Annotated in this window: 21 protein-coding genes; 18 read left to right on the top strand and 3 right to left on the bottom strand. The window is 31.2% G+C overall.

The window, feature by feature from the left end; all coding sequences use genetic code 11:
• The first annotated feature begins 53 nt into the window (after positions 1–53).
• A complete protein-coding gene (locus B2X73_RS12730) occupies positions 54–620 on the top strand; it encodes an NADPH-dependent FMN reductase (protein WP_260391945.1) in 567 nt (188 codons plus the stop codon).
• A gap of 61 nt (positions 621–681) precedes the next feature.
• Here B2X73_RS12730 and B2X73_RS12725 read toward each other — a convergent pair whose 3' ends face one another.
• Together B2X73_RS12725 and B2X73_RS12720 are read right to left on the bottom strand one after the other, a co-directional pair.
• On the bottom strand, positions 682–1,098 hold the full coding sequence (locus B2X73_RS12725) for an OsmC family protein (protein ID WP_286495230.1): 417 nt from the start codon (positions 1,096–1,098) through the stop codon (positions 682–684).
• Positions 1,099–1,290: 192 nt separating this feature from the next.
• Positions 1,291–2,382, bottom strand: a complete 1,092-nt coding sequence (locus B2X73_RS12720; protein ID WP_286495231.1) for a M42 family metallopeptidase — start codon at positions 2,380–2,382, stop codon at positions 1,291–1,293.
• A gap of 61 nt (positions 2,383–2,443) precedes the next feature.
• On the opposite strand from B2X73_RS12720, the gene B2X73_RS12715 reads away from it, so the two are divergent.
• From B2X73_RS12715 to B2X73_RS12685, 7 genes are all read left to right on the top strand, one after another.
• Positions 2,444–3,097, top strand: coding sequence for a DUF4294 domain-containing protein (locus B2X73_RS12715; RefSeq protein WP_286495232.1), 654 nt, complete (start codon positions 2,444–2,446; stop codon positions 3,095–3,097).
• A 72-nt stretch (positions 3,098–3,169) separates the two neighbouring features.
• Positions 3,170–4,153, top strand: a complete 984-nt coding sequence (pfkA, locus tag B2X73_RS12710; RefSeq protein WP_260391944.1) for a 6-phosphofructokinase — start codon at positions 3,170–3,172, stop codon at positions 4,151–4,153.
• Between the two features lie 31 nt (positions 4,154–4,184).
• A complete protein-coding gene (gene gap / locus B2X73_RS12705; RefSeq protein WP_286495233.1) occupies positions 4,185–5,189 on the top strand; it encodes a type I glyceraldehyde-3-phosphate dehydrogenase in 1,005 nt (334 codons plus the stop codon).
• A gap of 199 nt (positions 5,190–5,388) precedes the next feature.
• On the top strand, positions 5,389–6,585 hold the full coding sequence (locus tag B2X73_RS12700; protein WP_291096576.1) for an IS256 family transposase: 1,197 nt from the start codon (positions 5,389–5,391) through the stop codon (positions 6,583–6,585).
• A 175-nt stretch (positions 6,586–6,760) separates the two neighbouring features.
• A complete protein-coding gene (locus B2X73_RS12695; RefSeq protein WP_115001114.1) occupies positions 6,761–7,357 on the top strand; it encodes an RNA polymerase sigma factor in 597 nt (198 codons plus the stop codon).
• Positions 7,358–7,679: 322 nt separating this feature from the next.
• Positions 7,680–8,645, top strand: coding sequence for an NAD(P)H-dependent flavin oxidoreductase (locus tag B2X73_RS12690; RefSeq protein WP_280049291.1), 966 nt, complete (start codon positions 7,680–7,682; stop codon positions 8,643–8,645).
• An 8-nt stretch (positions 8,646–8,653) separates the two neighbouring features.
• Positions 8,654–9,526: an acyl-CoA thioesterase gene (locus tag B2X73_RS12685; protein ID WP_286496182.1), complete on the top strand. Its 873-nt coding sequence runs from the start codon at positions 8,654–8,656 to the stop codon at positions 9,524–9,526.
• A 191-nt stretch (positions 9,527–9,717) separates the two neighbouring features.
• Here the strand turns inward: B2X73_RS12685 and B2X73_RS12680 are convergent, their stop codons facing one another.
• Positions 9,718–10,323 (bottom strand): DUF4126 domain-containing protein, encoded by a 606-nt coding sequence (locus tag B2X73_RS12680; protein WP_221855583.1) that lies wholly within the window; start codon positions 10,321–10,323, stop codon positions 9,718–9,720.
• A gap of 339 nt (positions 10,324–10,662) precedes the next feature.
• Between B2X73_RS12680 and udk the strand changes: the two genes are divergently transcribed.
• From udk to B2X73_RS12630, 10 genes are all read left to right on the top strand, one after another.
• Entirely contained in the window at positions 10,663–11,331 is a 669-nt protein-coding gene (udk, locus tag B2X73_RS12675) for a uridine kinase (RefSeq protein WP_291096574.1), read from the top strand.
• The gene (locus B2X73_RS12670) at positions 11,331–11,720 is read left to right on the top strand and encodes an FtsB family cell division protein (protein WP_221855581.1); all 390 of its coding nucleotides are present in this window, start codon (positions 11,331–11,333) and stop codon (positions 11,718–11,720) included. The genes udk and B2X73_RS12670 overlap by 1 nt, the downstream gene beginning before the upstream one ends.
• Positions 11,713–12,987, top strand: a complete 1,275-nt coding sequence (locus tag B2X73_RS12665) for a methylmalonyl-CoA mutase family protein (RefSeq protein WP_219034475.1) — start codon at positions 11,713–11,715, stop codon at positions 12,985–12,987. The genes B2X73_RS12670 and B2X73_RS12665 overlap by 8 nt, the downstream gene beginning before the upstream one ends.
• A gap of 127 nt (positions 12,988–13,114) precedes the next feature.
• Complete coding sequence (locus tag B2X73_RS12660; RefSeq protein WP_115001137.1) at positions 13,115–14,281, top strand: THUMP-like domain-containing protein; 1,167 nt, start codon at positions 13,115–13,117, stop codon at positions 14,279–14,281.
• A gap of 62 nt (positions 14,282–14,343) precedes the next feature.
• Complete coding sequence (locus tag B2X73_RS12655; protein WP_286475347.1) at positions 14,344–16,521, top strand: FUSC family membrane protein; 2,178 nt, start codon at positions 14,344–14,346, stop codon at positions 16,519–16,521.
• A 3-nt stretch (positions 16,522–16,524) separates the two neighbouring features.
• Positions 16,525–18,324 carry an ABC transporter ATP-binding protein gene (locus tag B2X73_RS12650; protein ID WP_115001141.1) on the top strand — a complete coding sequence of 600 codons (1,800 nt, stop codon included), beginning with the start codon at positions 16,525–16,527 and terminating at the stop codon, positions 18,322–18,324.
• 60 nt (positions 18,325–18,384) lie between these two features.
• Complete coding sequence (locus B2X73_RS12645) at positions 18,385–19,059, top strand: hypothetical protein (RefSeq protein WP_125349240.1); 675 nt, start codon at positions 18,385–18,387, stop codon at positions 19,057–19,059.
• A 146-nt stretch (positions 19,060–19,205) separates the two neighbouring features.
• Positions 19,206–20,588, top strand: coding sequence for a TolC family protein (locus B2X73_RS12640; RefSeq protein ID WP_221855572.1), 1,383 nt, complete (start codon positions 19,206–19,208; stop codon positions 20,586–20,588).
• A gap of 4 nt (positions 20,589–20,592) precedes the next feature.
• Positions 20,593–21,585 carry an HlyD family secretion protein gene (locus tag B2X73_RS12635; protein ID WP_291051971.1) on the top strand — a complete coding sequence of 331 codons (993 nt, stop codon included), beginning with the start codon at positions 20,593–20,595 and terminating at the stop codon, positions 21,583–21,585.
• Positions 21,586–21,591: 6 nt separating this feature from the next.
• A complete protein-coding gene (locus tag B2X73_RS12630; protein WP_291051974.1) occupies positions 21,592–22,773 on the top strand; it encodes an ABC transporter permease in 1,182 nt (393 codons plus the stop codon).
• Positions 22,774–22,794 lie beyond the last annotated feature (21 nt).

The raw sequence follows: 22,794 nt of genomic DNA, 5'->3' as shown, positions 1-22,794 counted from the left end.
AACATAGGTCAATAAAATTTATGGTTGCTTGCAATAACTTTGCTTCATCAAAAATGAAAATACTCAATAAGAATATGAAAATTTTAGCTTTCGCTGGTAGTAACAGCAAAAAATCAATCAATAAAGAATTATTAAATTATACTTTAAATCAAATCGAAAATGCAGAAATCGATTTAGTTGACATCAATGATTTCGAGATGCCTATCTATTCTATTGACCGTCAATTAGAAAATGGATTTCCACAAGAAGCGCAGGATTTTTACAATAAAATCAAAGATGCAGAAGGTGTTGTAATTTCTTTGGCAGAACATAATGGAAACTTTTCTGTTGCATTAAAAAATATTTTGGATTGGGTTTCTCGTATCGAAATGCCATATTTGAAAGATAAAAAATTGTTGTTATTAAGTACATCTCCAGGTGCTTATGGTGGAGGAAATGTAATGGAAGTTGCAACAAAATATTTTGGAATGTTTGCAAGCGGAGAAATTGTAGCAAGCACAACTTTCCCATCTTTCAACGATAATTTCCAAAATAACGAAATTGTAAATGAAGAATTAAAAAATAAAGTATTAGCGCAAGTTAGTATCTTTCAAGAAGCTTTAACTATTGTTGAAGCTTAATTGAAAATGTATGTATTAAAAAAAGGTCTTTCGTTCGAAAGACCTTTTTTTTGTTATCAATTTAATTTACATTTATCTCGTAAGTGATATCAATTCCTCCATTTGCAAGCATATCATGTACACTACAATACTTCTTAACCGCTAATTCAGCAGCCTTATTTGCTTTATCTAAATCAATATTTCCTTTTAAGAAAAATTTGATATGAATATTTGTAAAAATATTTGGAATTTCATCTCGACGCTGACCTTCAACCTCAACTTTAATATCTTCAATTTCTTGGCGTTGTTTCTTCAAAATTTCATTCAAATCAAAAACACTACAACTTCCCAAAGCAATCAAAACCAACTCCATTGGGCGAACTCCTTTTCCTTCTCCTCCAATCGATTCAGGTCCATCAATATTTACTTTTACCGAAGAACTTGACGCAGTCGCTTCATAGTGAGAAGCCTGATTTACTCTATTTAATTCAATTTTCATCTTATTTCTTTTAAAGTATAAAAATAATCATTCTCTAAAGATTTATTCTAATATTTGATTGAATAATGATTTTCTGAATAAATTTAGCTAAATTTAAATTCAATTATAGAAATTTTTGAAGTAGATCGAAGCACAAAATAGCAACAAAGGCTGTCTCGCGACAGCCTTTATATTTTTTAATCACTTTATAATTTAAACAGTATGATATTTAAAACTTTGTTCGTTTTTAATTGTTTTCACTGATTCGTAAATCAACTCGATGACATTTTTTACATCAGCTTGATGAACCATTTCTACAGTTGTGTGCATATAACGCAAAGGCAACGAAATTAAAGCTGAAGGTACACCACCATTACTATATGCAAAAGCGTCTGTATCCGTTCCTGTTACACGAGAACTTGCAGCACGCTGAAAAGGAATATTGTTTTTCTCAGCTGCATCAATAATTAATTCGCGTACATTATTTTGCACAGCAGGCGCATAATAAACAACTGGGCCATCACCACATTTTTGCTCACCTTCTTTCGATTTTGTAATCATTGGTGTCGTTGTATCATGTGTAACATCAGTAATAATCGCAACATTTGGTTTGATTGTTTGCGTAATCATTTCCGCGCCACGCAACCCTACTTCTTCCTGAACCGCATTTACAACGTATAAACCAAAATCTAATTGATCTTTATTTTCTGCCAATTTACGCGCAACCTCAGCAATCATAAACCCTCCCATTCTATTGTCTATTGCACGACAAACAAAATAACGATCGTTCAATGTAAAAAATTCATCAGGATAAGTAATCACACAACCAACGTGAATTCCAAGTTCAAGAACTTCTTCTTTCGATGTACAACCTGTATCAATCCAAATTTTATCTGGAGTTGGCGCTTCATCTTTTCCTGCTTGACGCAAATGAATTGCTGGCCAACCAAAAACTCCTTTTACAATTCCTTTTTTGGTATGAATATTAACCACTTTAGAAGGTGCTATCATATGATCTGATCCTCCATTACGAATCACATAAATCAATCCATCATCAGAAATATAATTCACAAACCAAGAAATCTCATCAGCATGGGCTTCAATCACAACTTTATACTTCGCTTCAGGATTTATTATACCATAAGCAGAACCGTAATTATCTGTTTTTACTTCATCTACATATGGTTTGATATAATCCATCCAAACTTTTTGTCCTTCACTTTCAAAACCTGTAGGTGAAGCTGTATTTAAATATTTTGTCAAAAAATCCAAAGATTGTTGATCAAACAAATTATTTGTACTCATTTTAGTTTATTTATCTAACAAATGTACTAATTTTAGGAACAATTTTTGAACTAATTCTGATATGAAATTTTATATCTATCATATAACTTTACTACTTACTTTTGTTGGATTATCTAATGTTAATGCTCAAATTTTTGGGTTAGATTTAGGTGGAAAAAATCCTGCACAAGAAATTAAAAATGATTCAATTAATTTAGATGAATTTGCGTTTAATCCTTTAGACACAATACATCTTAATGAAATGAATAGTTATTCGGTTCATTTAAAAACTGATTTAGAAAAAAAATATTATTTATGGCTAAGAAAGCGTGTTCGCGATGTTTGGCCGTATGTAAGAACTGCTGTTAGAGAATATAATTATGTATCAGACACCATTCAAACAATGGATAAAAGACGAGACAAAAAACGTTTTATTAAATCTCGCCAAAAGGATTTGGCTGATCAATTTGAGAATCAATTAAAAAATATGTCAAGTTCTCGTGGACAAATTCTTACTAAATTAATCTATAAAGAAACAAATAAAACAACATACGATATTATAAAAGAATTACGTGGCGGATTGAATGCTTTTCTTTATCAAGCAGCAAGTGGCGCGTTTAATATTGATCTAAAACAAACTTATGATCCGAAGCGAACACGAGAAGATTTGTATATTGCGGTTATTCTTCAACGAGATTTTGCAGACGGAACGTTAAAACCTGTCGACGAAGATTAATTTATCTTTCATACTACCAATTATAATAATATTCTGATTTTTTATTATATTTGATTTAATAAAGGGAAAAACGTGGGAAACAATATAAAAAGAATTGGTGTATTAACCTCTGGAGGTGATGCGCCTGGAATGAATGCGGCCTTACGTGCCGTTGTAAGAGCATGTAAGTACTACGATATCAAATCAGTAGGGATTCGTCAAGGTTACGAAGGTTTGATTAACAATGATATGATTGAACTTGGACCTCGTTCAGTGAAAAATATTATCAATCAAGGTGGTACAATTCTTAAAACTGCTCGTTCTTTAGAATTCAAAACTACAGAAGGTCGTCAAAAAGCATACAATCATCTAAAACAAAATAACATTGATGCTTTAGTTGTAATTGGTGGAGATGGTTCTTTTACTGGAGCAAATATCTTTCATCAAGAGTTTGGTGTTCCATTTATTGGAATTCCAGGAACAATTGACAATGATATTTTCGGAACAGATTTTACAATTGGGTACGATACAGCTTTGAATACTGTAATTGATGCAATTGATAAATTAAGAGATACTGCTACATCACATGATCGTGTATTTTTTGTGGAAGTAATGGGACGCGATGCAGGTTTTATTGCTTTAAATAGTGGAATTGCTTCAGGTGCACAAGATATTTTGATTCCAGAACAACGTGATAGTGTCGAAGAATTATGTTCTTCTTTAGAACGTTCAGAAAAATCTGGAAAAAAATCAAGCATCGTTGTAGTTGCAGAGGGTGAAAAATTAGGTGGAGTTTTTGAATTAGCAAAACAAGTACAAAATCGTCATCCAGAATATGATATTCGTGTAACAGTTTTAGGACACATACAGCGTGGTGGTTCTCCATCTTGTCACGATCGTGTTTTAGCAAGTCGTTTAGGAATTGCTGCTGTCGAAGGTTTACTAGAAGGTAAAACAAATCTTATGGCTGGTATTCGCTCTAATAAAGTTGTATTTACAGCGATAGATGAAGCCATCAAAAAACACAATGAGATTGACGAAGAGTTAATCAAAGTAGCTAATATTTTAGCGATTTAAACATTTAATATAAAGGGAAATTATATATACTATGTCAAAAATTAAAATTGGAATCAACGGATTCGGAAGAATTGGTAGCCTTGTTTTCGGGGTTGCTATTGAGAGAAACGATATTGAAATCGTAGGTATTAACGATTTAGTAGACGTTGATTATTTAGCTTATATGCTAAAGTATGATTCAGTTCACGGAAAATTTAACGGAGAAGTTAAAGTAGAAAACGGAAACTTAATTGTTAATGGACAAACAATTCGCGTTACAGCTGAAAGAGACCCAGCGAACTTGAAATGGGACGAAGTTGGAGCTGATATCGTAATCGAAGCAACAGGTTTATTCTTAACAAAAGAAACTGCAGGAAAACACATTGAAGCTGGAGCAAAAAAAGTTGTTTTAACAGGTCCTTCTAAAGATGATACCCCTATGTTTGTAATGGGTGTTAACCACGAATCTGTAACAGCAGAAGACACAATCGTTTCTAATGCTTCTTGTACAACAAACTGTTTAGCACCATTAGCAAAAGTAATTCACGAAAATTTCGGAATTGTGGAAGCTTTAATGACAACAGTTCACGCAACTACTGCAACTCAGAAAACAGTTGACGGACCATCAATGAAAGATTGGAGAGGTGGACGTAGTGCAATGGTAAACATCATTCCTTCATCTACTGGAGCTGCGAAAGCAGTTGGAAAAGTAATTCCAGAATTGAACGGAAAATTAACAGGAATGTCTTTCCGTGTACCAACTGTTGATGTCTCTGTAGTTGATTTAACAGTTAAATTAGCAAAAGAAACAAACTACGACGAAATCAAAAAAGTAATGTGCGAAGCTGCTGAAGGAGATTTGAAAGGAATTGTAGGATACACAGAAGATGCTGTTGTTTCTCAAGATTTCGTAGGTGATACAAGAACATCTATTTTCGATGCAGAAGCTGGTATCATGCTAAACCCTACTTTCGTTAAGTTAGTTGCTTGGTATGACAACGAAATTGGTTACTCTAACAAAGTAGTTGATTTAGTTCAGCACATCGCAAAGATTTAATTCTTAATTAATAATTAACAAAAAGGCTGTTCTCAATAAATGAATGGCCTTTTTTGGTTTAGACTTCTAAAATTTTAAGAAAATTTTATTCTTTTTTAAGACTTTTTATGACACTGTACCAAAAACTGTGTAAGTATAAAATTCTGCTTGGGTTAAAATCGAGCAGAATTTTTTTTATACATTTAATATTTACATATTTATGGAAACAAAAGACCTATTTCCGGATGATTTTTTCAAACAGTTTAAAACTGGCGATGAACTCCAAAACTTTCTCAAAGACTTACAAAAGCGAGGAATTGAAAAAATGTTAGAAGGTGAGTTAGATGCTCACCTGGATTACGATAAGCATGATTTACGCAAGCAAGAAAATGCGCGTAATGGTTATTCTAGTAAAAAGATAAAAACGAGTTATGGCGAAGAAGAAATAAAGGTTCCTAGAGATCGTGATGCTAGTTTTAATCCGATGCTGATACCTAAACGAAAAAGCATGGTTGAAGGCTTAGAAAACGTCATTGTGTCGCTTTACGCCAAGGGAATGTCCGTTTCTGATATTGAAGAACAGATCAGAGAAGTCTACAATTTTGACGTTTCTCAATCGACCATTTCACGTATAACTGATGCTATAACTTCTGATATCGTAGCTTGGCAAAATCGCCCATTAGAACCTGTTTATCTAATCGTTTGGATGGACGGAATTGTTTTTAAGGTTAGAGAAGGTTCCAAAGTAATTAATAAAACCATTTATATCGCAGTAGGCTTAAAACGCGATGGACGCAAAGAAGTTTTAGGATTATGGTTAGGTAAAAATGAGTCATCATCCTTTTGGATGAGTGTTTTAACCGATATGAAGGCTAGAGGAACTGAAGATATCTTGATTACAGCAACCGATAACTTAAATGGTTTTACCGATACCATACGTACCGTTTTTCCTGAATCTAAAACACAAATATGTGTAGTACATCAGATTCGAAATGCTTGTAAATACGTTGTTTGGAAAGATAAGAAACAGTTTACTGCTGATATGAAAGAAATCTACAACGCGCCAACTAAACAGGCTGCTGAAGCTGCTTTAAATGATTTTGCTTCTAAGTGGGAACATAAATATTCTTATGCCATCCAAAGCTGGAAAAACAACTGGGAAGACCTTACGGTTTTCTTTGAATTCCCCATAGATATTAGGAAAATCATATACACCACCAATCTAATTGAGAATCTAAACGGTAAAATAAGGAAGTACACTAAAAATAAATTATCCTTCCCTACAGATGAAGCTGTTATGAAATCCGTATATTTGGCTGTGAGAGAAGCAACTAAAAAATGGTCAATACCAGTAAGAAACTGGGGAGTTATTATTGATCAATTTTTAATCCTATATCAAGAAAGGGTTAGACTCTAAAAAGTAGAACCTAACCCAAGCTTAATTTTTGAACTTACACACTTTAAGAGACAGTCCTCTTTTTATGTTAATTCACTTGTTTTGATTCAAACTTTGACTATATTTGAATCACTTATAAAAAAACAAGAAGCCTATAGATAAAAAAATCTACTTACTAAACCAAATTATCTACCTTATGAATTACGAAGAAGACTCATTGCTAATCAAAGACTATGTTGATGGTAATGAATATGCTTTAGAAATTTTAATTGAGAAGTATAAAAGTAGAATCTATAGTTTCATTTTCTCAAAAGTTTTAGACAAAGATATCACTGAAGATATTTTCCAAGATACTTTCATAAAAGTTATTCTTACACTAAAAAGTGGCGGATATAATGAAGAAGGAAAATTTTTACCTTGGCTAATGCGTATTGCGCATAATTTAACTATTGATTATTTTCGAAATATTAAGAAAATGCCTGCTGTTAGAGAAACTATAGGTAAATATGATGACGAATATAATATTTTCGATTTTATTGGAAATTCTGACGAATGTTCCGAAACCAAAATCATTAAAAAGCAAATTGAAAATGATTTAAGATACCTTGTTACTTTATTACCAAGTGATCAAAGAGAAGTCTTAGAACTGAGAATCTTCAAAGAATTAAGTTTCAAAGAAATTGCGGAAGAAACAAATGTTAGTATTAATACAGCATTAGGAAGAATGCGCTATGCAATTATCAACTTAAGAAAAGTTATCGAAAATAATAACATTATTTTAACAATCGATTAAAAAATAAACTTATCTATTTAACGTTTTTAAAGTAAATAAGTTTTTATGATTGAATTTTACTCAGAAAAATTTGAACCAAAACAATCAACGATTGAAAAATTATTAATGTTTTCAAAATCAATTTCAGCATTGAAATTAAATAACGTGAAGGAAATAATAATCCTAAATTTAAATTAATCGAACACTGCTTTTATCAAATAAAAAATCCTGAAAATATTAAACATTTCAGGATTTTTTTATGCAAATAAATTAATCTTTTCTGAAAATCATAACTCAATTTATAACTATATTGCATCCTATACCACATCAAAAAAATTTTAGTATGACCCTACAAGAATTTAAAAATAGTTTAGATTTACCTTTAATCACTTCACCTATGTTTCTTGTTTCTCGAACTGAATTAGTTGTAGAAGCATGTAAAAATGGTGTATGTGGAACTTTCCCTTCTTTGAATGGAAGAACAGCCGAAGATTTCGAACAAATGTTAATTGATATCACTTCTCAATTAAAACAATTTGAAGATGAAACAGGTAAAAAAGCAGCTCCATTTGGAGTGAATTTAATCGTTAACAAAACAAACCCTCGTCTCGAAGGTGATTTAGCTTTATGTGCAAAATATAGAGTACCGCTTATTATTACGTCGCTTGGTGCTGTAAAACAAGTTGTAGATGCAGTTCATAGTTATGGAGGTTTGGTTTTTCATGATGTGATCAAAAAACGTCATGCGGAAAAAGCTGCTGAAGCTGGTGTAGATGGAATTATTGCTGTAGCTTCTGGTGCTGGTGGACATGCTGGTACGGCTAATCCTTTTGCTTTGATTGATGATATTCGCACTTTTTACGATGGTTGTTTAATTTTAGCAGGTGCGATGAACAACGGAAACGATATCTTAGCAGCTGAAAATATGGGTGCTGATTTTGCATACATCGGAACTCGTTTTATCGCGACAAAAGAAGCCTCTGCGAATCAAGATTATAAAACAATGTTAGTCGATTCTACTTTCGAAGATGTGATTTATACAGATGGAATTTCTGGTGTAAATGCAAATTTCTTGAAACCAAGTATTATACATTCTGGAATTGATTTAGACGAAAAGAAAGAAGAAGATTTTTCGAAATTAATTGGAGGCGATGGACATAAAGCATGGAAAGACATTTGGTCTGCTGGACACGGAGTTTCTGGAATTCATGATATTATTTCAACCGAAGAATTAGTCTATCGAATGAAAAATGAATATAAATGTGCATTAGAACAAAATGTGCAGAAATTAAATAATTTGAAATTTTAAATTTAATAATGAAAACTACTCAAGAACTCATCGAATTAATTTCTCTCAAAAAATTAGAAGAAAATTTATTCGAAGGGAAAAGTTCTTTTATGGGAAGTCCAAATGTTTTTGGAGGACAAGTTGTAAGCCAAGCTTTGCATGCTGCGTATCAAACTGTTCCTTCAGATCGATTTTGCCATTCCCTTCACTCCTACTTTATTTTACCTGGACATTTAGAAAAACCTATCTATTTTGAAGTAGCAAATCTTCGTGATGGAGGAAGTTTTAGTACACGTGTTGTCACAGCAAAGCAAGACAGTGTGCCTATTTTTGTAATGGCTTGTTCCTTTCAGTTGAAGCAAGAAGGTTACGAGCATCAAGAAAAAATGCCTGTTGTAACGCCTCCTGAAGAATTAATGAGTTGGAATGATGTAGCAGAACAATTTGGTTCAGTTTTACCAAAATCAATTATGCGATTTGTCTTAGCAGAGCGTCCGTTAGATTTTAAACCTGTTGAATTTGTGAATCCTTTTGAGAAAAAAGATTATCCTAATTTTAGTAATGTTTGGTTAACTTTTAATGATGTTCCAGAGGATTTACCTTTACCAATTATTCAGCAATTAATTGCGTATAGCTCTGATTACAATTTATTATCAACAGCAATAAAACCTCATGCTTCTAAAGCTCACTTTGGAAACACACAAATGGCCAGCTTAGATCATTCAATTTGGTTTCACCGAGAACCAAATTTGCATGATTGGATATTAGTTAATGTTGAATCTCCAAGTGCAAATGATACAAGAGGTTTTACACGAGGAAATTTATTCAATCGTTCTGGTGAACTAATTTGTAGCGTTGCGCAAGAAGGTCTAATAAGACCAATAGTGAAAGAGAAGGAATAATTTATATTTCAAAAAGTCTTGTAAAAAAATTACAAGACTTTTTCTATTTTATAAACTTAACTTCTAGTTAATCTTATTCTAAATATTTTTGAATTAATATTTACTTAAAAAGAAAAACTTGAAATACTAATATATAACAAAAAAAAAGAGCTAATAATTTAGCTCTTTTATATATTCAATTCTTCACTCTTTCACAATTCTTCCGCCAATAACTGATCACCTTTTTTTCTAACACTTTTATATGCTCTATAACACACATATAAAATAATCAGTACAAAAATAAACGCCAAAGGAGCCAATACAATTGCCGTAATACTTAATACAATAGAACTAAACGTTTCACCTGTATTAACCAAAAAATTTCCAGCTCCCGCAGTTGTGGTGGTCGAAACAGCTCTTGCAGCAGCAGTTGTACCGCTAATCGCAGCCGCAGTTCCTCCTCCTGCTATAATCGCCAAAGCCCAAGTTGCAACTTCGTTCATTTCTGGCATCGTAATTCCAACCGCTATTGTTCCTGCAATTCCAGCTAAGGGAACCGCAATCGTATCCAACAAATTATCAATAATTGGAATATAATAAGCTCCAATTTCCACTAACATCGCTACACCAAGTGTTATAAGAGCTGGTGTACTCCCAACCCACATCCAATTTTCGTCGAGATTAATAAAACTTCCTGCAAATTTGACAGCTAAACTCAATATAAATAAGGGAAGAAAAATCCGAAAACCAGCAGCGGCGGCTAATCCTATTCCGAGAAATAACGAAAAAATAGTAGACATTGAGATTAAATCGTTCATAGTTTAGTATTTTATAATAGTTCTGATCTTATAAATATAATGATAAAAAAGATAAAGTTTTTATATTTTTTTCTTTCCTTTGCATCCGATTAAGAGAAACCAAGTACTGCAAAGTACTTTTTTTGTATAAATAAACCTAAATGTTTGAGTTACATCTAAATAATCGAATAATAAATCAATCATTTTTTAAATGCATCGATAATTATTTCTTTTCTCAAAATCAATCAACCAAAACTTCTTCACGACAACATTTAAAATTTTGCAAGAATCGATTTCTTTTTATTTTAATTTCTGATAGGAAAATTTTATCTTTAAGGAAATTTTACGAGAACTCTTGCAATGGAAACATCAAACGAAATTAAAAAAAATAATAAAACAAAAATGCTAGTAATAGGAATTGCAGGAGGAACAGGTTCGGGAAAAACAACTGTTGTAAATAATATTTTAAGAGATCTTAACGCGGAAAGCGTTATCGTTATTTCTCAAGATAATTATTATAAAGATCATCCTGAATTATCTTTTGATGAACGTTCTAAGATCAATTTTGATCACCCAAGATCAATTGATTTCGAATTACTAAAAGAACATGTCGCTTTATTGAAAAATGGCGTATCAATAGAACAACCTGTCTATTCGTTTATTACGCATAGTCGCAAGGAAGAAACGATTTTAACACATCCACAATCGGTTATTATTGTAGAAGGAATTTTGGTATTGACTGACCCAGATTTACGCGATTTATTTGATGTAAAAATCTTTGTTCATGCAGATTCTGACGAACGTTTAATTCGTCGCGTACGCCGTGATATACAAGAACGTGGGCGCGATTTAAACGAAGTTTTAACACGTTATCAAAAAACGTTAAAACCTATGCATCAGCAATTTATAGAACCATCTAAAAACTATGCAGACATTATTATTCCGAATATGAAAAAGAAAAATTCTGTCGCAATCAAAGTTTTATCAACTGTAATTAAAGAAAAACTCAACTCGAAAACTACTGTATAATGAAAGAAAAATCGGAAGAAATCTTTGACAAAGAACTTACACCAGAAGTACCGAAAAGAAAAATTAAGGATACACGTGTATTCAAATTTGTTTGGAATCGTTACTTTGTTCTAACGGTTGCGTTTGCTGTTTGGATGATTTTTTTCGACCAAAATTCTTTTTTCGTACATCGCGAGTTGGATAAACAAATCAAATTATTAGAAGTTGATCAACAATATTACCAAGAACACTTGGATACTGAGTCTGAAAAATTAAATCAACTAAATAGTAATCCTGCTGAAATTGAAAGGATTGCAAGAGAAAAGCATTTCTTGAAAAAAGATGATGAAGATATTTTTATCATTCAGCAAGAAAAAGTTACGAAGCCGCAAAATAAAGAAAATGAGTAAGTTATTTGAAAATTTTGATTCTATTTCTGAAAAAGAATGGAAAAATAAAGTTCAAGTCGAGCTAAAAGGTTTAGAATATAATGAAACTTTGGTTTGGGGAACGAACGATCAAATAAATGTAAAACCATTATATACAAAGGATGATGTCGATTATTCGGCTGTACAACCATTACCAAAATCCTCAAAAGATTGGAAAATTATTTCGAAATATACTGGAAATAAAAACCAAGATTACAGCTTTTTGTATGGATATTTGATTAATCAAAATCAAATTGATTCATCGTTAGAACTTCCTAATTATCTAGATTTATTTATTAAATATAATGGAACTTCTGATTTAAAATCGCTTGAAAATCTTCCAAATCTGAAATATTTAGATTTAGATATTTATGGATATTTGGCACAGAATGGACTTTGGCAAAATGATTCAGAAAAAGCATCAAAAGAATTGGTGAAAGAAGCTTTGGCATTGAAAAATTTCGAAAAAGTAATTTCAATTCAAGGAGATGTTTATCAAAATGCTGGAGCAAATCATGTTCAACAAATTGCGATTACACTTGCACATGCAGTAGAATATTTAGAAAATTTTGGAGCTGATATTGCGGACAAAATTTATTTTAAATTTGCTGTTGGAAGTAATTATTTCTTCGAAGTTGCGAAATTAAGAGCATTTCGCTTTTTATGGAAAATGATTTTGGAGCAATATAATAAAGAAAGTGAAGCATTTATTTTCACTTCAACATCCGATCGCAATAAATCTAAATTAGATATTTACAACAACGTTATTCGCTCTACAATAGAAGCTTCTTCGGCTATCTTCGGATCAAGTGACGCTATTTTTGTTGGATCATATGATGAAGTTAATAAAGAGTCTGATTTTGGATTAGAATTAGCCGCAAAACAACAATTATTGTTACAAAAAGAATCTTATTTGAATCAATTTACTGATCCTGCTGCTGGTTCTTTCTACATTGAAAGTTTGACAAATCAAATGGCTGAAAATGCGTTAGAATTGTTTAAAACAATACAAAATGTAGGAGGTTTTGTAAATGCTTTACAAAATGAAACTATTCAAGATTTTATTTACACAAGCGCGAAAAAAGAGCAAAAAGATTTCGATGAGCAAACCATTAAATTAATTGGTGTAAACAAATTTAGAAACCCTGCAGATGTGATTGAGAAATCGCCAAAAGAAAAAGTGGTAAAACAAGCACTTTTTGTTCCGATTGTTCCAACTCGTTTGGCAGAAAAAGAGGAAAAAAAATAGTTTTTACATGAATTGGATGCCAATTTCATTAAAAGAACTTAATAATATAATCGAAACTTCAGTAGCTGTGATGGATACTGAAGTTTTGTGTTTAATAAAATAATATTTTACGTCAAAAAATAACATTTTGAATCCAACTATTTTAACAAAAGAATTTCAAGATTATCTGAAAATAATCGAACATGAAGACATCAAATCTATAGGTTTGAAAAAATCGTTGTTTGAAGAAATTTCTTCTGCTGAAATTGCACAACAATTGAAAGGAATTCAAGTTTCAAAACATAAATTTCCAACACTTTATTCGACAGAAAATATTTATTTTCCGCCTTCAATTAATTTGGAACAAGCAAGTTCAGAAGCCACAGCAAATTATAAATCAACTTTAGTTAAAGGAAAAAATTTGATTGATTTAACCGCAGGTTTTGGAATTGATACCATGGCTTTTGCAAAGAATTTTGACAAAGTATATCACATCGAACAAAATCCTGAATTGAGTGAGATTGTACAACATAATGCTAAAATTTTAGCGCCAAATTTAGAAACCTATACAGGAACTTTTCAGTCTTTTTTTGAAGAAAATCCTACATTAAAATTTGATGTTATTTATCTCGATCCAGCAAGAAGAAATTCGAGCGGAAGAAAATTTATTTTGGAAGATTTAGAGCCAAATATTTTAGAATGGATTCCAACTTTTTCCGAAAAAACAGAGAAAATTATCATCAAGCTTTCGCCTTTATTAGACATCACTTCTACCCTACAACAAATTGATTCAATTTTTGAAATACACATTGTTGCATTAAAAAATGAAGTGAAAGATTTTCTAATCATTTTAGATAAAAATTCTTCAACAAAAAACCCTTTGATAAAAGCTGTTAATTTAGAAAATAATCAATCCGAATTTTCTTTTCATTTTGAAGAAGAATATAGTGCGAATGCAAGTTTTGGAGGAATTCAACGTTATATTTACGAACCAAATGTTGCGATTCTAAAAACTGGTGCTTTCAAATTATTGAGCGAAAAATTCAATCTTCATAAACTTCATCAGAATACTCATTTGTATACTTCGAATGAACTTTTAGAGAATTTTCCTGGAAAAATTTACTTGATTGAAGAAGAAATTAAAAATCAAAAAAAAGAAATTCTAAAAACAAAAGCGAATTTATTAGTCAAAAATTACAATCAGCCAATAGACGTTATCAAGAAAAAATTCAAAATTATTGATGGTGGTACAACAACTTTAATTTTTACTCAAAGCATTGATGGTTTTCATATTCTAAAAACTTCACGAGTTTAGTTGGGTTTCGAAAAAAGTTGTGTTAATTTTATACAACAATTTTCAACCTTAAAAAATTACACTTGAAAATCATCAATAAAATTGAAAACTTTATCTACGGAGAAGCGCTTTCAGATGGCTTAAAAACTTCTTTAGCGATTATCATTCCGCCTATCGTAGCCAGCTTGTTTGGCGATTTATATGCCGGTGTAACGATAAGTCTTGGTGCAGTTTTAGCACACATGACGGATACACCTGGTCCATTTAAAGAACGCCGAAACCTGATGTGGCTTTCCGTGCTCTTGATTTTCCTTGTTTCATATTTCACCAAAACGATTAACAGTTACCCAATATTTCTAGGTATTTGTTTAACACTTATCGTATTCTTTTCTAACATGTTAACCGTTTGGGGACAACGTACAAGTGCGCTTGGAATGGTCATTATGATGTCAATGGTAATGAATATGAATGATTTACGACATGAGTTAAGTCCTCTTCATATTGCACTTTTTGTGACTGCTGGAGCAGCTTGGTACACTATTTTTAGCCTAGCTATTAGTACCTTTCGTCCTTATCGTATGGCGCAGCAAAACTTAGCTGATACAATGATTCATATTTCTGAATACATTCGAATCAAGGCTTCTATGTTTGATAAAGACTCTAATTACGATGATATTATCAAAAAATTAATCGATGAACATGTTGTAATTAACGAAAAACAAAGTTTAGTTCGTGAATTAGTTTTTTCGAACAAAAAATTGGTAAAAGACCTGACACCAATTGGGCGTTCGATTGTGTTTATTTTTTCTGATTTGGTGGATATATTTGAAAATGTAACAGCAAATCAATACGATTATGTGAAAATTCGAGAAGTTTACGGTGATACAAAAGCAATGCGCAAAATCTATAATTTAATGAATAAATTAGCGCATGAGCTTAAAATGATTGCTTATCATATTAACTCGAACAAACGTCCTAAACAACCTACTTTTGACTTTGAAGTTGAGTTGAAAAAGATTGATGATGCTATCAAAGAATTATATGCAGAAGGACAAAAACCAATCGTTTTATCTAAAATTTACATCAATTTAAAGCAAATTGTTTATAAAATAGAGTTTATCCATAAATTTTTCTATGATGATTCATTCACAGAAAAAAAGAAAAATCCACTGGATCATGCCGAACATTTTGAACCTACAGTTGATTATTCTTTACGAAAATTAAAAGATCATCTGAATCTAAAATCTTCAATTTTTAGACATGCAATTCGTGCATCAATTGTAATGTTATTAGCTTATGGTGTCACGTTTATTATTCCGATGACTTACCATAGTTACTGGATTTTGATGACAGTTTTAGTGATTTTAAAACCTGGTTTTAGCGTAACAAAAAAGCGAAACTTTCAGCGTTTGAAAGGAACAATTGGCGGTGGATTAGTTGGGGTTTTAATATTATTGATTATTCCTCAACACAGTATCCGATTTGCTTTAATGCTTATTTTCATGTTGATGGCTTACACTTTTATTCGTCATAAATATGCAATTGGTACATTTTATTTAACCGCATATATTCTTATTTCGTTTAGTTTTTATTCGCAAAAAGATTCATTGTATATTATTCAAGAACGTTTTATTGACACACTTGTTGGAGGATTTATGGCGTTTATTTCGAGTTATTTGATTTTACCAACTTGGGAAAAAAATAATATGAACGAATATATTCAAAAAGCATTGATTGCAAATTATGAGTTTATTTATTTGGTTTTTAAAAAATTAGCAGACAACGAAGTTTCTACAACTGATTATAAGTTAGCTAGAAAAGATGTTTTTATTGCAATGGCAAATATTAATTCAGTTTTTCAACGTGTAATTTCTGAACCGAAAGGAAAACAAGAAAATGCTAACGTACTGAATAAATTCACCATTTTCAACCAGTCATTTGTCTCATATTCAGTTGGTTTAGTTAAAATTTTAAAGAAAAACAATTCTGTTATTTTAACTTCAGAACACATTCGATTGATGAAGAAAATTTTGCAATTATTGTTACAAAACATTCGGCTTTATGGCGAATATGAAACAGAAAATTTACCTAAAACAATAGAATTTGGAGAAAAAACTGTTGCATATACTGAAATTGAAACAGAGGCTTTGCAAAATGATTCTGAACTGATTGAAGATCTATTAGAGTATTTATACGAGATTGCTTACGATTTCACAAAAGTTGGTCACGTTTTTGTGAAAGAACAACCGTTAAAAGAATAATAAATGACAATCATTCAACTGTTTAAAAATCTACGTCCATTTGTAAAACCTTATCGTTCTTTGGTTGTCGCAACTTTGCTCCTAACCTTAGTTGGATCTTTTACGTCACAGGTAAACGCCCTTATTTTACAGTATACCGTAGATTCTATAAATGGTTTGGTTGAAGCTGGAAAAGGATTAAAAGAAGGTCTGAAAATCATTTCGTTTATTTCAATTGTTTTGATGACAAAAGAAATCTTGAATGCTTTTATCACATTTGGTCAAAAATATTATGGTGAAAAGCTTAGAATCTTAGTTTCACAAGATTTAGCACAAACCATTATCGAAAAGATTTTGACGTATAGAATGGCATTTTATACAAATCAAGATAATCAAGCAGGAAAACTTCAAACCCGTATTGACAGAGGAATTGAAAGTTTGACACGTTTAGTTCAAAACTTTTTTATCGATATTCTTCCACTTTTTGCCAATTCAATTGTTGCTTTAATTTTAATGTTCAATGCTAATTTTTATGTTGGATTGGTTGGACTTTGTATCGTTCCGATTTATTTCATTATCACGCAACAGCAAGCGAAAAAGCTGAGTGGTTGGCGACGAAACTTAAGAGGTTATCGTGAACAAAAATCACAAGGAATTATCAGCATAATTGATTCAATTACAGTAATTAAATCATTTAACCGAGAAGATATAGAAGGTAAAAAACAACTTGATTTGCAAAAAGAATTGACGAATAATCAAATGCAAACACGCAAAACAAGCTTCTTTTTTGATGGTTTAAAATCTTTTATCGAGCAGTTTGGCGTAGTGATTATCATTATTTTAACTTCGTATTTGGTTCTTGACGGACAAATGACAATTGGTGCAATTATGTTTCATATTTTGTTGTTTAACAACGTTTCTGCGCCTATTCGTCAACTGCATCGTATTTACGATGAAATGAATGATGCTATGATTTATTCCGAAAGTTTCTTTGGAATTTTGAAAGCAGACAATGAAAAAGAATCATCTGGGAATTATCTTCCAACAAATCTAAAAGGAAAATTCGAAATCCAAAATGTTGACTTTTCTTATCCAAATGGTTACAAAGCCTTGAAAAATATCAACATGACAATTCAACCCAATAAAATTACTGCTTTAGTTGGTTTGTCTGGTGCTGGAAAAAGTACAGTGATTAATTTGTTAGATAAATTTTATCAACCTGATTCTGGAAAAATTCTACTTGATGGAATTGATTTAGAAGAATATGACACGCAATTTTTACGTGATAATATTGGGTTGGTTTTACAAAAAAATCACATTTTTAATGGAACAATTGAAGAAAATATTCGTTATGGAAATGTAAACGCAACTTTCGGAGAAATAGAAGATGCTGCAAAACGCGCTTATATTCATGAACAAATTATGGACTTGCCAGAAGGTTATCAATCCAAAGCCTTATTGTTATCTGGCGGTCAACAACAACGCATCGCCATAGCACGTATGTTTCTCAAAAATCCACCAATTATTTTTCTAGACGAACCTACTGCAAGTTTGGATGCAATTGCGACAGAACAGATTAAAAATAGTTTGGATGCCATCAAAAAAGATCGAACAGTTATCATTATTTCGCATAGTATTTCTCAAATTATCGATGCCGATTATACATACGTGATGAAACAAGGCGAAGTTGTAGAACACGGGATTCATGAAGATGTCTACAAAATGAACGGCACTTATAAAGAGATTTTTGATGCGATGGCAAAAAGCTTAAACATTGAAAAAATTGCCAAAACTTTTGACGATGAAGAAGAAGAAAATTATTAGCAATAATTTTATTATAAAACATTATAAATCACTACCTTTAAAGAGGTAATAGGATAGTGTATGAAAAAATTAGTTTATTTTATTGTTGGGGTATTGTTTTTTACCCAATCTTGCGAGCAAAAAAAAGAAGCTCCAAAAGAATTAGCACTTAATACGGTAACTTACGAAAATGCTTTAGACGTTCCTGTAAACAAAGTTGGTGTTCTCATTAACATAGATTCTCTTGGTTTTTTTGATCATAATTCTCAAAATTTAGATCAAAACATTGATTCAAAATCAATTGAAAATCAGCTTAAACAAATAAATTCTAAATTTGATATTGTAAAAATAATTCGTGATAAATCTGAGAAAATATTAAACGATAACAAGTATACTTATCAAATGATTGATAAATTTGATAAAAACTTAGTTCCAAATGAATTAATCACAAAGGAAAATGTAAATCAAGTTAAATTTAATGATTTAAAAAAAGCGATTAATCAAGATGATTTAGTTTTGATTAATGTAAAATCGGGTCTTGATTATGATCCTGCCAACAAACAGAAATACATCGCAAAAACATATGTCTATATTAATATTTTAGACCTTAAAAATAATGCTTTAAAATATAGCGAAACAATTGGTGGAACTAAATATATAGACGAAACAATCAATAAAAGTACGACGGATTATTTAGAGAAAATGATGAAAGAATCATTAAACGAAACGTTGGATATTATTGATAATAAATATTAAATACATTGAACTATGCGCCATTTTTTTGGCAACTTTTGGAAGTCCTGAACCCTTAAAAAGTTTCAGGATTTTTATTTTTAATGACATTCTAATATTGACTTTTATTCATGGTATATTTTTTGTTAATTTTATGCTAAAATTATAGGATGCCTATTATACGATATTTATCTTTTATTCCATTATTGACTTCTATTTCGGGATTTGCACAACAATTGATTGATCCGCAACTTCGATTGCCTGTTGAAAAAGCGATTGAGTCGAGTTACGAATTAAAAAATAAACAATTGGAAGTCGAGAAAAACAATTACCAATATAACGAAGTAAAAGGTAAACAACAACCAAGTTTATCTGCAATTGCGCTGGGTGGTTATCTAAACTCGAACGGAATTATCGATATTCCAACCAAATCAATCGATATTTTGTCCACAGAATTGTTTTCGGGTAATCAAAAATTCAATACCTCTGCAGGATTATTTACTGTTGGAGTTAACGCCACTCAAATTATATTTTCGGGATTACAAATTCCAAATGCGTTGAATGCTATTCAGGAAAAAAGTACTGCTTTAGATTATTTGAAAGAAGCCGAAAAAGAAACTATAACCAAAGATATTTTACAAACTTATGATCAATTGATGTTATTGGTCAAAGTAGAAGAATTAATTTCAAATTCTGCAAAACGATTGGATAAAGAACATCTTAAAGTGCAGAAAGCAATTCAAAATGGTTTAGCTATTCCATACGATCGGGAAAAAATAAAATTAGCAATTCTAGAGTTAGAAGCCCGACAAGTAGAATTGAACGGTAATCGACAATTGCTATACAAAAAATTAGAAATGTTGACGCATCTATCTGAACAAGATCTTCAACAAATTCAATACGAACTTACACCTATTGATATTCTTGCTTCAAGCTATACTTTAGAAAATAAAAAAGAATTGAAAGCACTTGAACACTCTGTAAAAGCTTACGAATTTCTGTATCAAAAGGAAAAAGGTTCACATTTACCGCAAGTTTTTGCATTCGCGAATACCAATTACACCTCAATTTTTGGAAGTCATTTCAAATTAAAAGATGGTGATGTATTAGGTGATGTTAATTTAAAAATGAACCAATTTTCGATGTTCCCTAATATTTTGATTGGTATTGGCGCAAAGTGGGAATTGTTGGATGGCGGACAACACAAAAATAAATTAGCACAAGCAAAAACTGACATTTTAATAAATGAAAACAAGTTGAGAAATTCGCAAGAAAAACTGAATTTATTATTAAGTAAAAACAAAATTGATTATGAAACTTCTACTGAAAAATTAAAAGTAAATAATCAACAAAATACCATTGCAACAAATAATTTAGAAATCGCTTCAAGACGATTTCAAGAAGGATTAATAGATGTAACTGAACGTTTGGCTGCCGAAAATGATTATTACAAAGCCAATCTAGGTTATTATGCTCAAATCTTAGATCAACGCTCTAAAACCTACGAATTACTTCAAACTTCTGGAGAATTATTTAATCAAATCTCAAATTAAAATCATGAAAAATACATTATCCTATATTTTTGCTTTAAGCGGATTAATTTTTATTACAAACTGTAAATCATCTGACAAGGAAAATAAAAAAGAACAGCAAACTATTTTTCAAGGTAAAATTGAGCGCGATCAAATTAGCGTTGTAACAAAAATCCCAGGAAAAATAGATCAAATATTAGTTCACGAAGGCGATGAAGTAAAAAAAGGACAAACGCTTTTTGTCTTACAATTACCAGAAGTTGACGCGAAAAAAAGTCAAGCAGAAGGCGCTGTAAATTCTGCCGAAGCTCAATACGAAATGGCTAAAAAAGGTGCAACAGATAATCAATTAAAACAATTGCGTGCAAAAGTTGCTGGTTTGAAGGAACAATTAGATTATGCTGAAAAATCAAATCATCGACTAAAAAATATGCTTCGAGATAGTCTTGTTCCGCAACAAAGTTATGATGAAGTTTATGCGAAATATCAAGGCGCTAAAAACCAATATTTAGCTGCAAAAGCTGAATTAGCTGATGCCGAAAATGGAACGCGTGTAGAGCAACAACAAATGGCTTTAGGACAAAAAGAACGTGCTTTGGGAGCTTTGCAAGAAGTAGATGTTGCAGAAGCGGAAAGACACATCAAAGCACCACAAGATATGACGGTTGAAACAATTAATCTAAAAGTTGGAGAATTGGCTTTGGCTGGATATTCTATTGCAAACGGAATTTTGGGAGAAACTACATTTTTTAGATTCACAATTCCTGAGAATAAAATCGGACAATTGCAAAAAAATCAAATCGTCAATTTAAAAGTTCCTTATAAAAATAATATGGTTTTGAAAGGTAAAATTGTTTCGATAAAAGTACTTAATTCGTACGCTAATATTTCGACTGCTTATCCTGATATTGATCAACAACAATCGCAATATGAAGTGAAAGTTGTTCCTGTTGACTATAAACAAGCTGCTCAACTATTGACAAAAGCAAATGTAATTTTGGATCTTAACGCTAAATAAATTCTGATGAAAACGATTTTTCATTTAATTATACGAGAATTCAAACTTTTCTTCAAGAATCCTGTTTTACCAATTTTATTCTTGGGAGCACCTATTATGTATGGTGTTCTGATCGGAAATGTTTATAAAAAAGGAAATGTAACCAATTTACCAATTATTGTTGTAGACGAAGATCATACGATGACAAGTCAGAAAATTATTCAGATGTTAGATGAAAATGAATCGGTGAAAGTTGCTGAAGTTTTACCTTCAACATTTGATTCTAAGAATAAAGCTTTAGCAATCGGAGCTGAAGTTGTGGTTGTTATTCCTCGAAACTTTCAGTCTGATGTACAACAAAAAAAATTACCTGAAATCGCTTATTTTGTAGATGCTTCAAATACGTTAACTTCTAATACAGCGGCAATCGCAATTACTACAGTTTTAACAACAATGAAAGCTGGTATTTCAATAGAAACAGCTCGAAAACAAGGTGTTCCAGAATATATTGCAACACAAAGCTACGAACCATTCAAATCAACGATGATTCGTCAAAATATCAGAAGTGGAAACTACTTATATTTTATGCTTCCAGGTGTTTTATTAACCGTATTACAACAAGTTTTATTATTAGGTTTAGCACTTTCATTTGCTTCAGAATTTGAGAATAGAATATTTAATGAATTAATCTCAAAATCATCCAATCCATTTACCATTTTATTCGTCAAAACTTTTCCTTATTTATTTATGTCAGTATTTATATATATGCTGTATTATTGGTTCGGAATGTTTTATGACATGAAATTAGAAACCGAGTTTTGGCCATTCTTCACTTCTTCTCTTGCATTTATTTTAGCCGTTTGCTTTTTAGGATTTTTAGTCAGTATTCTCCTTCCAAGCCAACTAAAAGCAACCGAAGTTTTGATGGTTGTTGCAACACCAAGTTTCATTTTAAGTGGATTTACATGGCCTTTAAGTCAAATGCCAAAATGGATTCAAGCAATTGCAGATTGCATTCCATTAACACATTATTTGAAAATATTCCGAATACTTTTCATCGAAAAAGGCGATCCTACCCTAATTCAACCGCATTTAAATAATCTAATTGTAATAGGAAGTATTTGCTTTGTCTTATCTTTGGCTATTCTAATCGTTAAAATAAGAAAAGCTAAACAATCGATGAAACAAATCGAAACAGAAAAGATTTAGCATCTTTTTTTAATTTACAAA

Source organism: Empedobacter sp. UBA7252, assembly GCF_002472765.1.
GTDB lineage: Bacteria > Bacteroidota > Bacteroidia > Flavobacteriales > Weeksellaceae > Empedobacter > Empedobacter falsenii_B.
Note: the sequence above shows the minus strand (reverse complement) of the source record. Positions and strands in the feature narration are given on the sequence as shown.